General features: G+C 45.4%; 18 protein-coding genes. 15 read left to right on the forward strand and 3 right to left on the reverse strand.

The genetic code is table 11. The features are described from left to right. The first annotated feature begins 26 nt into the window (after nucleotides 1-26). Together gcvPA and gcvPB are read left to right on the forward strand one after the other, a co-directional pair. Nucleotides 27-1,373, forward strand: a complete 1,347-nt coding sequence (gene gcvPA / locus LWH95_RS12635; RefSeq protein ID WP_232919699.1) for an aminomethyl-transferring glycine dehydrogenase subunit GcvPA — start codon at nucleotides 27-29, stop codon at nucleotides 1,371-1,373. After that, entirely contained in the window at nucleotides 1,366-2,832 is a 1,467-nt protein-coding gene (gene gcvPB, locus LWH95_RS12640) for an aminomethyl-transferring glycine dehydrogenase subunit GcvPB (RefSeq protein WP_088112449.1), read from the forward strand. Before gcvPA ends, gcvPB begins: the two co-directional genes overlap by 8 nt. 36 nt (nucleotides 2,833-2,868) lie before the next feature. Here gcvPB and LWH95_RS12645 read toward each other — a convergent pair whose 3' ends face one another. Beyond that, on the reverse strand, nucleotides 2,869-3,246 hold the full coding sequence (locus LWH95_RS12645) for a rhodanese-like domain-containing protein (protein ID WP_003236926.1): 378 nt from the start codon (nucleotides 3,244-3,246) through the stop codon (nucleotides 2,869-2,871). Between the two features lie 190 nt (nucleotides 3,247-3,436). Here LWH95_RS12645 and lipM point away from each other — a divergent pair, with 190 nt between their 5' ends. The 3 genes from lipM (at nucleotide 3,437) to LWH95_RS12660 (ending at nucleotide 5,801) form a co-directional block, all read left to right on the forward strand. Further along, entirely contained in the window at nucleotides 3,437-4,273 is an 837-nt protein-coding gene (lipM, locus tag LWH95_RS12650; RefSeq protein WP_133486975.1) for an octanoyltransferase LipM, read from the forward strand. A 99-nt stretch (nucleotides 4,274-4,372) separates the two neighbouring features. Beyond that, nucleotides 4,373-4,801 carry a transcriptional regulator MntR gene (gene mntR / locus LWH95_RS12655; RefSeq protein WP_003236923.1) on the forward strand — a complete coding sequence of 143 codons (429 nt, stop codon included), beginning with the start codon at nucleotides 4,373-4,375 and terminating at the stop codon, nucleotides 4,799-4,801. Nucleotides 4,802-4,925: 124 nt separating this feature from the next. Beyond that, nucleotides 4,926-5,801, forward strand: coding sequence for a patatin-like phospholipase family protein (locus tag LWH95_RS12660; RefSeq protein WP_003236918.1), 876 nt, complete (start codon nucleotides 4,926-4,928; stop codon nucleotides 5,799-5,801). Here the strand turns inward: LWH95_RS12660 and LWH95_RS12665 are convergent. Both LWH95_RS12665 and LWH95_RS12670 read right to left on the reverse strand, forming a co-directional pair. Further along, nucleotides 5,798-6,193, reverse strand: a complete 396-nt coding sequence (locus tag LWH95_RS12665) for an SA1362 family protein (RefSeq protein ID WP_003226367.1) — start codon at nucleotides 6,191-6,193, stop codon at nucleotides 5,798-5,800. The genes LWH95_RS12660 and LWH95_RS12665 overlap by 4 nt on opposite strands. Nucleotides 6,194-6,232: 39 nt before the next feature. Continuing rightward, complete coding sequence (locus LWH95_RS12670; protein ID WP_133486977.1) at nucleotides 6,233-7,189, reverse strand: DUF1385 domain-containing protein; 957 nt, start codon at nucleotides 7,187-7,189, stop codon at nucleotides 6,233-6,235. Nucleotides 7,190-7,414: 225 nt separating this feature from the next. Here LWH95_RS12670 and LWH95_RS12675 point away from each other — a divergent pair, with 225 nt between their 5' ends. The 10 genes from LWH95_RS12675 to spoIIIAE all read left to right on the forward strand — a co-directional run bounded on the left by LWH95_RS12675 (nucleotide 7,415) and on the right by spoIIIAE (nucleotide 13,913). Further along, complete coding sequence (locus LWH95_RS12675; RefSeq protein WP_133486979.1) at nucleotides 7,415-7,951, forward strand: YqhR family membrane protein; 537 nt, start codon at nucleotides 7,415-7,417, stop codon at nucleotides 7,949-7,951. An 87-nt stretch (nucleotides 7,952-8,038) separates the two neighbouring features. Beyond that, nucleotides 8,039-8,479 (forward strand): type II 3-dehydroquinate dehydratase, encoded by a 441-nt coding sequence (aroQ, locus tag LWH95_RS12680; RefSeq protein ID WP_019258874.1) that lies wholly within the window; start codon nucleotides 8,039-8,041, stop codon nucleotides 8,477-8,479. A 2-nt stretch (nucleotides 8,480-8,481) separates the two neighbouring features. Next, nucleotides 8,482-9,543: an aminopeptidase PapA gene (gene papA / locus LWH95_RS12685; protein ID WP_019258873.1), complete on the forward strand. Its 1,062-nt coding sequence runs from the start codon at nucleotides 8,482-8,484 to the stop codon at nucleotides 9,541-9,543. A gap of 24 nt (nucleotides 9,544-9,567) precedes the next feature. After that, nucleotides 9,568-10,125, forward strand: a complete 558-nt coding sequence (efp, locus tag LWH95_RS12690) for an elongation factor P (RefSeq protein WP_003236907.1) — start codon at nucleotides 9,568-9,570, stop codon at nucleotides 10,123-10,125. Between the two features lie 143 nt (nucleotides 10,126-10,268). Continuing rightward, nucleotides 10,269-10,550, forward strand: a complete 282-nt coding sequence (locus LWH95_RS12695) for a YqhV family protein (protein WP_003226379.1) — start codon at nucleotides 10,269-10,271, stop codon at nucleotides 10,548-10,550. A 75-nt stretch (nucleotides 10,551-10,625) separates the two neighbouring features. Further along, nucleotides 10,626-11,549, forward strand: a complete 924-nt coding sequence (gene spoIIIAA, locus LWH95_RS12700) for a stage III sporulation protein AA (RefSeq protein ID WP_060399006.1) — start codon at nucleotides 10,626-10,628, stop codon at nucleotides 11,547-11,549. Then, complete coding sequence (gene spoIIIAB / locus LWH95_RS12705) at nucleotides 11,543-12,058, forward strand: stage III sporulation protein SpoIIIAB (RefSeq protein WP_003236904.1); 516 nt, start codon at nucleotides 11,543-11,545, stop codon at nucleotides 12,056-12,058. The genes spoIIIAA and spoIIIAB overlap by 7 nt, the downstream gene beginning before the upstream one ends. A gap of 22 nt (nucleotides 12,059-12,080) precedes the next feature. Beyond that, complete coding sequence (gene spoIIIAC / locus LWH95_RS12710) at nucleotides 12,081-12,287, forward strand: stage III sporulation protein AC (protein WP_003153142.1); 207 nt, start codon at nucleotides 12,081-12,083, stop codon at nucleotides 12,285-12,287. 6 nt (nucleotides 12,288-12,293) lie between these two features. Next, a complete protein-coding gene (spoIIIAD, locus tag LWH95_RS12715) occupies nucleotides 12,294-12,695 on the forward strand; it encodes a stage III sporulation protein AD (RefSeq protein WP_003230228.1) in 402 nt (133 codons plus the stop codon). An 18-nt stretch (nucleotides 12,696-12,713) separates the two neighbouring features. Then, nucleotides 12,714-13,913 carry a stage III sporulation protein AE gene (gene spoIIIAE, locus LWH95_RS12720; RefSeq protein ID WP_003236902.1) on the forward strand — a complete coding sequence of 400 codons (1,200 nt, stop codon included), beginning with the start codon at nucleotides 12,714-12,716 and terminating at the stop codon, nucleotides 13,911-13,913.

Here is a 13,913-nt window from a genome sequence, read left to right on the forward strand (position 1 = left end):
TTTTTCTTGGGGAGAGGAGTCAACACATGAAGCACCGTTATTTGCCCGCAACAGAAAAGGATAAACAGGAAATGCATGCCGCTATCGGCGTAAGCGGCATCGATGAATTATTTGCTGATATACCGGAAAACGTCAGATATCAAAAAGAGTATCAAATCAAAAAAGCGAAATCAGAAACGGAATTAACAAGAGAACTGGCAAAGCTGGCCTCTAAAAATCGTGATACCGTACAACACGCGTCTTTCTTGGGAGCGGGTGTATATGACCACTATCAGCCTGTTATTGTGGATCATGTCATTTCGCGCTCTGAGTTTTATACGGCGTATACGCCTTATCAGCCGGAAATCTCACAAGGGGAGCTACAGGCCATTTTCGAGTTCCAAACGATGATCTGTGAGCTGACAGGAATGGATATCGCTAACTCCTCTATGTATGATGGCGGAACAGCCTTGGCGGAAGCGGCCATGCTTGCTTCCGGCCACACGAAAAAGAAAAAAATCGTTGTGTCAAAAACCGTGCATCCTGAATCGAGAGAAGTGCTGAAAACCTACGCAAAAGGTCAGTATATTGAAGTCGTTGAAGTCCCCGCTAAAGATGGAGTTACTGATCTTGATGCTTTGCGCCAAACCGTTTGCGAGGACACGGCTGCAGTGATCGTTCAGTACCCTAATTTTTTTGGCCGGGTTGAGCCGTTAAAGGATATTGAGCCTATCGCTCATCAAGGGAAATCCATGTTTATTGTGTCAGCCAATCCGCTTGCGCTAGGTCTTCTCACTCCGCCGGGCAAGTTTCAGGCTGATATCGTCGTCGGTGATGCACAGCCTTTCGGTATTCCTTCCGCATACGGCGGCCCGCACTGCGGCTTTTTTGCAGTCAACAAAAAATTAATGAGAAAAGTGCCGGGCCGTCTCGTCGGACAAACGGAAGACGAAAACGGAAAAAGAGGCTTTGTGCTTACTTTGCAAGCCAGGGAACAGCATATCCGCCGGGATAAAGCGACATCAAATATATGCTCGAACCAAGCTTTAAATGCGCTGGCAGCTTCTGTCGCCATGACAGCTCTCGGGAAAAACGGCGTAAAAGAAATCGCCCGTCAAAATCTCCTAAAAGCCAACTATGCCAAGCAAGAAGGAAAAAAAGCGGGCCTCACCGTCATGTTTGACGGACCGATGTTTAATGAATTTGTCATCAAACTGGATGAACCGGTAAAAGCAGTAAATCGGCGTTTGCTGGCAAAAGGCATCATCGGCGGATATGATCTTGGGCTGACGTATCCGGAGCTGGACTGTCATATGCTGATTGCTGTAACGGAGCTGAGAACAAAAGAAGAAATTGACGCACTCATTCAGGAATTGGGGGATCGCCATGAGTAATCAGGATCAGGCACTTATTTTTGAGCTTTCCAGAGAAGGCCGTATCGGCTACAGTCTGCCGGAGCTCGATGTACCGGAAATCGAATTGGAGAACCTCTTGTCAGACACCTATATTCGTGACGAGGATGCAGAGTTGCCAGAGGTGTCCGAGCTGGATATCATGCGCCATTATACAGCGCTGTCTAAACGTAATCACGGGGTGGATTCAGGCTTTTACCCGCTCGGTTCTTGCACAATGAAATACAATCCGAAAATAAATGAAAAAATCGCGCGAATTCCCGGTTTTGCTGCGATTCATCCTCTTCAGGATGAAGACACGGTTCAAGGCGCTTTAGAGCTTTTATATGATTTAAGCAAGCACCTTGAGGAAATTACGGGAATGGATGAGGTCACGCTTCAGCCCGCTGCTGGGGCGCATGGCGAGTGGACGGGGCTGATGATGATCCGGGCCTATCATGAAGCGCGCGGGGATTTCAAGCGGACGAAGGTCATTGTACCTGATTCCGCGCACGGGACGAACCCTGCTTCAGCTACAGTAGCAGGCTTTGAAACAGTAACGGTGAAATCGAATGAAAAGGGGCTTGTCGATCTGGAGGATTTAAAAAGAGCAGTGAATGAAGAAACGGCGGCTCTTATGCTGACGAATCCGAACACGCTCGGCTTGTTTGAGGAACAGATTACCGAGATGGCGGAAATTGTTCACCAAGCGGGGGGGAAACTGTACTATGACGGCGCTAATTTAAATGCCGTTTTAAGCAAAGCACGACCGGGAGATATGGGTTTTGACGTGGTGCACCTCAACTTGCATAAAACATTCACTGGCCCTCATGGCGGCGGAGGCCCCGGATCAGGCCCTGTCGGCGTAAAAAAAGATCTGATTCCTTATTTGCCAAAACCAGTTTTAATCAAAAAAGAAGGACGCTTTACGTTTGATTATGACCGCCCTCATGCGATCGGCCGCGTGAAGCCGTATTACGGCAACTTCGGCATCAATGTCAGAGCGTATACGTATATCCGCTCTATGGGGCCTGACGGGTTAAAGGCTGTTACTGAGAACGCAGTGTTAAACGCCAACTATATGATGAGAAAGCTTGCGCCTTATTACGATCTTCCGTTTGACCGTCATTGCAAACATGAATTTGTATTGTCAGGGAAGCGCCAGAAAAAGCTGGGAGTGCGTACGCTTGATATAGCAAAACGGCTGCTCGATTTCGGATATCATCCGCCTACGATTTATTTCCCGCTTAATGTTGAAGAATGCATCATGATCGAGCCGACAGAGACGGAATCCAAGGAAACACTGGATGCGTTTATCGACGCTATGATTCAAATCGCGAGAGAAGCGGAGGAGAATCCGGAGCTCGTCCAAGAGGCACCGCATACGACGATTGTAAAAAGAATGGATGAAACAAAAGCGGCGAGACACCCAGTGCTCAGGTACGAGGCGGAAGAGAGGTAAAAAAACAGCTGTCGTATAGACAGCTGTTTTTCTTTATTACTTTGCTTTAATCTTTCCGCCCCATTTTTTAAAGCCGCCCTTTAGGTTGTAAATCTCAGTGCAGCCGTTTTTGCGCAGAGTTTGTGCCGCGCGTCCGCTGCGGACACTGTTTTGGCAGTACAGATAGACAGGCTTGTCCGGACGGATTTCATTTTTTCTCTGTTTCAGCTGGGAAAGCGGGATGTTGCGGGCACCTAAAATATGTCCGCCCTCAAACTCATTCGGTTCACGAACGTCAATGAGCTGCGCTTTTCGGTAACCTGCGCGGAACTCTTCTTCCGTAAGTGTTTTCATAATTCGCTGCTGATAGACATATGAAGCAATCATATAGACGAGAAACGCAGCAAAAATAATTAAGACGATCATATTAGACAATGTGATTCTACTCCTTTAGCATATAAAATCAAAACCCTGCTTCATAAAACAAGGCCATAGAGCCGTTTTCGACAAATACTATTATAGTAAAGCACGGCGCGATTGTCATCCATAATGGAACTAAAATATTTTTCATTTTCCCTGCAGTTTGATAAACTGATTCTATTAAAACGGTAAGGAAGGTCTCAAAATGGAAAAAGAAACTTGGCGGTTTATAGACTCAGGCAATGCAAGTCCTGCATTCAATATGGCGCTTGATGAAGCGCTTTTATATTGGCACAGCGAAAAGAAAATTCCTCCGGTTATCCGTTTTTACGGTTGGAATCCGGCGACTCTTTCTGTAGGATATTTTCAAAATATTAAAAAGGAAATCAATTTTGAAGCAGTACATAAGTATAATCTCGGATTTGTCAGACGCCCGACCGGCGGGAGAGGTGTTCTGCACGATCAGGAATTGACATACAGCGTGATTGTTTCGGAAGAGCACCCCGAAATGCCGGCGACTGTTACTGAGGCATACCGGGTCATTTCAGAAGGCATACTCCAAGGCTTTAGAAATCTCGGACTGGACGCATACTTTGCCATCCCGAGAACCGAAAAAGAAAAAGAAAGCTTAAAAAATCCGCGGTCATCCGTTTGTTTTGACGCGCCTTCGTGGTATGAGCTGGTGGTCGAGGGACGCAAAGTGGCGGGAAGCGCGCAAACGAGACAAAAAGGCGTGATTCTTCAGCACGGCTCCATTCTGCTTGATTTGGATGAGGACAAGCTGTTCGATCTGTTCTTGTATCCGAGTGAAAGAGTCAGAGAGCGGATGCAGCGCAATTTCAAAAATAAAGCGGTTGCCATTAATGAACTCACCGATAAGCGGGTGACGATGAATGAGGCCCGTAAAGCCTTTAAAATAGGATTTGAAACTGGTCTTAACATTCATTTAGAGCCGTACGAACTAACTCAGGAAGAGCTTGATTTTGTTCATCATTTGGCAGAAACAAAATATGCTTCAGATGAATGGAATTATAAGCGGTAAAAAGGGCTTTTGGCCTGCGGAGCATCCTTGTTTTTTCAAGTTCATTAGTGTAAACTTGTAATGGTTTATAAAGTTAAGGTGCTTTTTGGGAGGGTTTCGATGACAACACCAAGTATGGAAGATTATATTGAACAGATTTATATGCTGATTGAAGAAAAAGGATATGCACGGGTTTCCGATATCGCGGAAGCATTGGCAGTCCATCCCTCCTCTGTAACGAAAATGGTTCAAAAACTAGATAAAGACGAATATTTAATTTATGAAAAATATCGCGGTCTCGTGTTAACGTCTAAAGGGAAAAAAATAGGCAAACGGCTGGTATACAGACATGAATTGCTTGAGCAGTTTTTAAGAATCATTGGTGTTGATGAAGAGAAAATATATAACGATGTCGAAGGAATCGAACATCATTTAAGCTGGAACAGCATTGATCGCATCGGGGATCTTGTTCAATATTTTGAAGAAGATGATGCTCGTAAAAAAGATCTGAAATCAATCCAAAAGAAAACAGAACATCATAATCAGTAAAAAGGCGGTCTCGAAGGAGGCCGTCTTTTTTGATGCGTCGGGCCGCGTGTCATTCGTTGGTCTATTTCTTCACGTGTTTTCTTAAAATGATAGTAAACGATCGGATCGAGGGGGAGGGAATGAGATGTATATTGACGGTGTGTTTTCCGGCGGAGGAGTAAAAGGCATTGCGCTTGCAGGCGCTTATGAAGCGCTTGAGGAAAAAGGCTTCCGCTTTAAAAGGCTTGCGGGTACAAGCGCGGGCGCAATTATTGCCGCTTTCATTGCGTCAGGTTACACCAGTAAGGAAATCCACGCTTTAATTGAAGAAGTGGATGGAGAGAAATTGCTGGACCAGCGGTACTCATTTCTCCCCTTAAAAATGCTCCAGTGGGTGTCCATCTACTGGCGTCTTGGCTTATACAAAGGCGACACGATAGAAAAATGGATTGCTGATCTGTTAAGAGCGAAGGGCATAAGGGTTTTCGGTGATTTGCAGAAAGGGTCTCTGCGCCTTATCGCTTCTGATCTGACAAACGGCACCATGATTGTTTTGCCAGACGATTTGGTCCGTTACGGGTTAAATCCCGATATGTTTCCGGTTGCCAGGGCGGTGAGAATGAGCTGCAGCATTCCGTATTTCTTTGAACCGATAAAATTAAAAACGGACACAGGCACTGCCACGGTGGTTGACGGAGGCGTGTTAAGTAATTTTCCAATATGGCTGTTTTCAAAGGAAAGAAAACGCCCTGTGATCGGTGTGACGCTTGCGCCGCGTGAAAGGGAGCGCCCGAAAAAAAATATCCGCAACGCTTTCGAACTGTTTGGCGCCCTATTTGAAACGATGAAGGATGCACATGACGCAAGGCATATTGCGTCACGCTATGAACAAAACATCATTTTTCTGCCGGTTGATGACGTAATGGCAACTGATTTTCAATTAACACAACAAAAAAAACTAGCCCTGATAGAGCTAGGTAAAAGACGGACAGAGCTGTTTTTAAAACAATGGACCTATTAAAAAAGCGCTCTGTTTTTCTTTTTATTTTTTTTCCCTTCTATAACAGTCAGCTGAGTCTGGCTTTTTTTCTTGAGAATCATCGGCTTAGGCTTGCTGGCGCTCGGAACGCTTCGCAGGTGGCTCACACGTCCCTTATGTCCGGCGCGATGCTTTGCTTTTTGTTCTTTCATCCGGCGCCGCGACTGTTTCGCCGCTTTTTTGAAGGCTGCTCCTTCGCTGCCCGCATTTCGATTCATTACATATTTCACAATAAAATAAATAATGATACCTGCCACGATGACGGTTACCGCCATTTTTGCCATTTCTCCGGGATTGGTTACCAGCACATAGAGGAAACCGAACGCTCCCAGCGCGATTAATACAGCAATAATAGGTTGTACACGATGATTCATAACTGTCCACCTCCGAAAGTAATAGCAGGGCAACGGATTTTAGATGACGTTGTGAGAAGGCTTCTGATTTTGTTCAGACATTTCTTCGAGTCTGAGAAGCTCGTTAAAGCTTTCGATGGCAACTTGAACCTGGTCATCCTTAGGTTCTTTTGTTGTTAACAGCTGAAGCCAGAGGCCCGGGTATCCAAGAAATTTCAGTCCGGGAATATCACGCACTTTGTTAGTCAGCTGGAGAACTTCAAAGGATATGCCGAGTACGACTGGTATTAGCGCGACACGATCTATAACACGCAGCCAAAGCGGATCTGTCGGAACGAGCAAATAGACAAACATGCCGACAATAATCGTAAATAATATAAAGCTTGATCCGCAGCGGTAATGAAGCCGAGATTGGTTTTGAACATTCTGCACTGTAATTGGCAAATTCTGTTCGTAACAGTTTATGACTTTATGTTCGGCTCCATGATATTGAAACACTCTTTTAATGAGCGGTGTCATGGACAAAAAATAAATATAGCCGAGCAGCAAAATCAACTTAAACAGGCTTTCAACCACGATTTGCGCTATGTCCGATGAAAAAATCGGCCTTGTCAGTTCAGCTAAGAAAACAGGAACCAATGTAAATACGAATTTACTGAACAAAAATGATAAGACGCCGATTACCGCGAGGCTGAGATACATAGACAGACCGGAGGATTTTTTTTCTTCCTGCTTAAGTGTCTCGTCTTCCGATGGATCGAGCCCGTAACGTTCGCTTGAAAAATTCAAATGCTTGGTGCCGTTTGCGCTCGCTTCAATAATGGCCGCGATTCCTCGTAAAAACGGTATCTTTTTTACGATGTTCAGTTTCGGATTGTGTTTGCGGGGAAGCTTAAAAAAGTCAATGCTCCCATCCGTTCTTCTGATCGCCGTAACGTAATGATGCTTTCCGCCAAACATAACGCCTTCCACAACTGCCTGCCCGCCGTAAGCGGGCGGAATTTTATGTTTTGACATATTATCAACCTGCCTATTTCTTTAGGATTGCTAACCATTTCCTTTCACTCTATTGTACAGGAAACAGCGCTAAACCTCTAGATTGACAGGCTGAAAAGTTGCCATAGCCTTGCTTTTTCTTCATGCATTATACCCGTTATTTTCAAATTTTACTCGCAACTGCCAAAAAGTGTGAGCTTTTTTATTGACATTTCATTTTTTGGGCACACTTTAACTGGAGGTGCCATGATGACAAGCGAAAAAAATCCAGAACAAAATCAAGAATCGACCGAGAAGCAAGGACCGCCTGTTCCGATGGCCGGCAGGGTGGCGGCAACAGGTTTTTGCGGCGGCGTATTATGGAGTTTTATTGCTTATATTGCGTATTTGTTTCATTTTTCCGAAGTCAGTCCGAATATGATTTTGCAGCCGTTTGTGCTCGGAGAGTGGAAAAAACATGGACTTGGAACCATAATCAGCATCATTTTGATCGGAATGATTTCAATTGGCGCAGCATTTCTTTATTTTCTTCTATTGAAACGTTTAAAAACAATGTGGCCGGGTATTTTATACGGCTTGCTGCTTTGGCTACTCGTGTTTTTTGTTTTTAATCCGATATTTCCTGATGTGCGCGCGGTGACCGAACTGAAACCAGATACAATTATTACAACCATTTGCATCTATTTGCTTTACGGGCTGTTTGTCGGTTATTCCATTTCATTTGAATACAATGAGCTGAATTCGGAAAAGCTGGCACGTGCGCTGGGAACGCATAGAGAATAGTGTATTATCTATTTCCAGTATGATAAAATGTTCACGAGAAGTGAACATTTTTTACATGAGAAACCCTCGCGAAAAGGAGAGATTCATGTGCCTCATTTTTTGATTTTGAACGGGCCGAATGTCAATCGGCTGGGGAAGCGTGAGCCGGAGGTATTCGGCCGCCGGACACTGACTGATATCGAAACAGACCTTTTTCATTTTGCTGAAGCTTTACATATCCAGCTCACTTTCTTCCAGTCTAACCACGAAGGTGATTTGATAGATGCGATACATGAGGCTGAGGAGCAATACGACGGGATTGTTCTGAACCCTGGCGCCTTGAGCCATTACAGCTATGCGATCAGGGATGCTGTTTCAAGCATTAATCTTCCAGTGATTGAGGTGCATTTATCAAACTTATACGCCAGGGAGGAATTCAGGCATCAGTCGGTCATCGCTCCGGTTGCGAAAGGGCAGATTGTCGGTCTTGGATCTGAAGGCTACAAGCTTGCTCTCCGCTACTTAATAAGCCAGCAAGGGGGAGAGTAAAGATGAAGCTAGAGAAATTAAGAAACCTGTTTGGACAGCTGGGGATTGACGGAATGCTGATTACAAGCAGCACAAATGTACGCTATATGACAGGATTTACAGGTTCAGCTGGCCTGGCTGTTATATCAGGTGACAGGGCAGCGTTTATTACCGATTTTCGTTATACAGAGCAGGCGAAGGTTCAGGTAAAGGGCTTTGAGATCATTGAGCATGGCGGCAGCTTGATTCAGACTACAGCCGACACGGTTGAAGCGTTCGGCATCAAGCGTCTCGGCTTTGAGCAGAACAGCATGACATACGGCACATACGCATCATACAGCGCGGTTATCAGTGAGGCTGAATTAGTGCCTGTGGCTGAATCCGTAGAAAAGTTGCGCTTGATTAAGTCTAGTGAAGAGATTAAGATATTAGAGGAAGCTGCGAAGATTGCAGATGATGCCTTCAAACATATCTTGACGTTTATGAAACCCGGCATTTCTGAAATAGCTGTTGCCAATGAGCTGGAGTTTTATATGAGAAGCCAGGGAGCTGATAGCTCTTCTTTTGATATGATTGTCGCCTCGGGCCTTCGGTCAAGCCTTCCGCACGGTGTGGCCAGTGACAAGCTGATTGAAAGCGGAGACCTTGTTACACTTGATTTTGGCGCTTATTATAAAGGATACTGTTCTGATATTACCCGTACGGTCGCTGTCGGTCAGCCCAGTGATCGATTAAAGGAAATTTATCAGGTCGTATTTGATGCTCAGGCACTCGGCGTCGCACATATTAAGCCGGGCATGACAGGAAAAGAGGCTGACGCCCTCACAAGGGATCACATTGCTGCAAAAGGCTACGGTGAATATTTCGGCCATTCAACCGGGCACGGGCTCGGTATGGAAGTTCATGAATCGCCGGGATTGTCCGTCAGATCTTCAGCTATCCTTGAACCGGGCATGGTGGTCACAGTGGAGCCGGGCATTTACATACCAGAAACAGGCGGTGTCCGCATAGAAGATGACATCGTGATTACAGAAAACGGCAACCGGACAATCACCCATTCCCCAAAAGAACTTATTATTTTGTGATTGGAATATAGGAGGACATTAAACATGATTTCAGTTAACGATTTCCGTACAGGATTAACAATCGAAGTAGACGGCGGCATTTGGCGCGTCGTTGACTTCCAGCACGTAAAACCTGGTAAAGGCGCGGCGTTTGTCCGCTCTAAACTCCGCAACCTTCGTACGGGCGCGATTCAGGAAAAAACTTTCCGCGCTGGTGAAAAAGTAGCAAAAGCGCAAATCGAAACAAAAACAATGCAATACCTATATGCAAACGGAGATCAGCACGTATTTATGGATACTTCTTCTTATGAGCAGCTTGAACTGGGCGAGGCTCAAATCGAAGAGGAATTAAAATACCTGCTTGAAAACATGTCTGTGCATATCATGATGTACCAAGATGAAACGCTCGGTATCGAACTTCCAAACACAGTTGAGCTGAAAGTTGTTGAGACTGAACCTGGTATTAAAGGTGATACAGCGTCAGGCGGTACAAAACCTGCGAAAACTGAAACCGGCCTTGTTGTCAACGTGCCGTTCTTTGTGAATGAAGGCGACACACTTGTTGTCAATACATCAGACGGTTCTTACGTTTCAAGAGCGTAGAAAGAAATAAGAAGTCTGTTCCCGAATGGGAGCAGGCTTTTTTTTTGCCCAAAAACAGAATCTTTCTTTTATACGAAAATGACAAGACTACTTCTGCAAGCTAGAGCATATCATATAAAAAAATGGGAGGTTGGGAGAGTGCTATGAAATTTTTACTTGGAAATATCAATTCTACTGTTTTAACAATGGCCGGATTGCGAGTTTTATCCTCAATGATTGAGCTGACGGCAGCGATTATCATGCTTGTGACAAATGATGTCCGGAAGGCGGTTGTGGTTAACAGCATTCTCGCTATTGTCGGTCCGCTGATATTTATCATTACCATGACTGTCGGAATCTATCAAATTGCCGGGCAGCTGTCGTATGCAAAGCTGATACTGATTTTTACGGGTGTTGTTTTGATTTTAGCGGGTGTTCATAAATAAAGAGAGGCTTGTCATAAAGTCTGCCTCACATCATACATTTTAAAGAAGCCAATCGGTAGAAAGGAGGAGGCTCTGTTGAATGAAATCGCTGAGGTTCTCCCTGAATCCATGAAAAACGCCCTTTCTGAAATACCGGAACATCAATGGCTGGAAATCGAAGAAGTCAGAATTCGGGTCAACCGCCCTGTTGAATTAATTCGAAAAGGACAACCTGTTTTTTTGTCCTATACGGGCACGGCCGAGGATGCCCATCTGATCCTTAGCCGGCTCAGCAACTATAGTATGTATACGCTCGAAGAAGAGCTGAAGAAAGGGTATGTCACGATCAGAGGCGGCCACAGAGTCGGACTGGCAGGCAGAGTCATTACGGAAAACGGAGGTGTGAAAGGCCTCCGTGACATCACATCTTTTAATATACGAATTGCCCGGCAAAAGCTGGGGATTGCGGAGCCGCTGCTTCCATACTTGTATCAAGACAGCTGGCTGAATACGCTGATTATCGGTCCGCCGCAAACCGGCAAAACAACACTTCTCCGGGATCTTGCGAGACTCTCGAGCACCGGGAAAAATCTCATGTTGCCCGTAAAGACAGGAATCGTCGATGAACGGTCAGAAATTGCCGGGTGCCTGCGCGGCATTCCGCAGCATCAATTTGGACAGAGGATTGACGTATTAGACGCCTGTCCAAAGGCTGAGGGTCTGATGATGATGATTCGATCGATGAGCCCTGAGGTGATCATTGTCGATGAAATCGGGCGCGTGGAAGATACAGATGCACTTCTTGAGGCCTTGCATGCCGGTGTTTCAGTAATCGTCTCGGCGCATGGCTGGAGCATATCCGACCTGATGAAGCGGCCTTCATTGAAGCGTTTGTGGGAAGAAAGAGCCTTTGACCGCTATTTGGAATTATCGAGAGCGAAGGGGCCGGGCACAGTAAGCCGGATTTATGACAAAGACGGAAATGTGCTGTCTGGGACGATGGGCGTGAAGACATGCTGAAGCTGCTGGGCGCTGTATTCATTGTGGTAGCGACAACATGGACAGGTTTTGAGATGGCGAAGATTTATACAGAACGTCCGCGGCAAATCCGCCAGCTGCGTGCGGCGCTCCAATCTCTCGAGGCAGAAATCATGTACGGCCATACACCGCTTCATACCGCTTCACAGCAGATTGCCAAGCAGCTGGCACAGCCTGTTTCGGCTCTTTTTATCACGTTTAGTGATCAGCTGGACAAGGGCAGTGATTCCGCGAAAACGGCGTGGGAGCAAAGCTTAAAGAAAGTGTGGGACAGCATGTCTTTGAAAAAAAGCGAATATGAAGTGCTGAAGCAATTTGGTGAGACGCTCGGGATTCATGATCGAATCTCGCAGCAAAAGCACATCAAGCTGGCGCTGACACACTTGGAAGCCTCTGAAGCGGATGCTGAGCAGGCACAAGCAAAAAATGAAAAGATGATAAAAAGTTTAGGCTTTTTAGCGGGCTTGTTACTCATTCTTCTATTGATGTAAACGTGAGGGGAGCAAAAATAAAATGGGAGTAGACGTGAATGTCATATTTCAAATCGCCGGAGTGGGAATCGTGGTTGCTTTTTTACACACGATTTTGGATCAGATGGGCAAAAAAGAATATGCCCAATGGGTGACGCTGTTAGGTTTTATCTATATTTTATTTATGGTCGCCACGATCGTAGATGACCTTTTTAAAAAGATAAAAGCTGTGTTTTTATTCCAAGGATAGGGGGGCTTGCAGATTGACATTGTTCAAATTGTAGGTTTAGGGCTGATCGCCACCTTCCTTTCTTTGATTGTAAAAGAACAAAAGCCGACTTTTGCGTTTTTAATCGTCGTGTTTGCCGGCTGTGCCATTTTTCTTTATTTAGTAGATCAAATCTACGACATTATTCGAATGATAGAAAAAATCGCGATTAATGCAAACGTCAACATGGTTTATGTTGAAACCATTTTAAAGATTATCGGAATCGCCTATATTGCTGAATTCGGGGCGCAGCTCACCAAGGATGCCGGTCAAGGGGCCATCGCCTCGAAAATAGAATTGGCGGGGAAAATTTTAATTCTCGTTATGGCTGTGCCTATTTTAACAGTCATTATCGAAACGATTCTCGGACTTATACCTTCTATGTCATAACCGAAAGGAGGCGGTAGATTGAAGCGTTTTCAATGGGCTTTGCTTCTGGCCGTGCTGCTCATAGCAGGCCGTGCAGAAATGGTACAAGCAGCCGGTGACGCCGAACAAACGGAAGACCATGCTGAAACGGCTGAACAATTAGCGGAAAGGACAGCGGACTCGCTTGAAACAGACAAGATCGGTGAATTTTGGAATGACATTATGACAGAGTACGGCGGACTGCTGCCGGAAAGCCAAAAAGGCAGCTTAATGGAGTTTATCAACGGCGATAAATCATTTTCACCGCAAGAATGGCTGAAAGCTCTTTTTTCTTATTTGTTTCATGAAGTGCTTGCCAACGGAAAGCTGCTGGGCACATTGATTTTGCTCACGATATTTTGCGTCATCCTGCAGCTTCTGCAAAATGCGTTTCAGCAAAGCACCGTCAGCAAAGTCGCTTACTCAATTGTGTACATGGTGTTGATTATCCTTGCGCTAAACAGTTTTCATGTGGCAATCAATTATGCGACAGAGGCCATTCAGACGATGACCAGCTTTATATTGGCGCTCATTCCGCTCCTCTTGGCGCTTTTGGCTTCCTCAGGCGGAGCTGTATCTGCAGCCTTCTTTCATCCTGTTATCCTCTTTCTGATGAATACAAGCGGTCTCTTGATTCAGAATATCGTCATGCCGCTGATTTTCTTATCAGCGATTCTGAGCATTGTCAGTACAATGACCGAACAATACAAAGTAACGCAGCTGGCCAACCTGCTTAGAAATATCGCCATCGGCGCACTGGCCGTCTTTCTCACCATCTTTCTCGGCGTCATCTCTGTTCAGGGAGCCTCAGCTGCAGTGACAGACGGCATTACGCTCAGGACGGCTAAATTTATAACCGGAAACTTTATTCCTGTGCTTGGCCGGATGTTTACAGACGCGACAGATACAGTGATCAGTGCTTCCTTATTGCTGAAAAATACAGTAGGGATTCTCGGTGTCGCTATTTTGATCTGTATTGCGGCCTTTCCGGCAATCAAAGTGCTTTCCCTCGCTTTTATTTATAAACTGGCAGCCGCGATTCTTCAGCCGCTTGGAGGCGGGCCCGTCATTACTTGCCTCGATGTCATCAGCAAAAGCGTCATTTATATTTTTGCAGCTCTCGCCATTGTATCTCTCATGTTTTTTTTAAGCCTTACCGTCATAATCACAGCCGGAAACCTCACGATGATGATGAAATAA

This window comes from Bacillus sp. G16, assembly GCF_021282335.1.
GTDB lineage: Bacteria > Bacillota > Bacilli > Bacillales > Bacillaceae > Bacillus > Bacillus inaquosorum.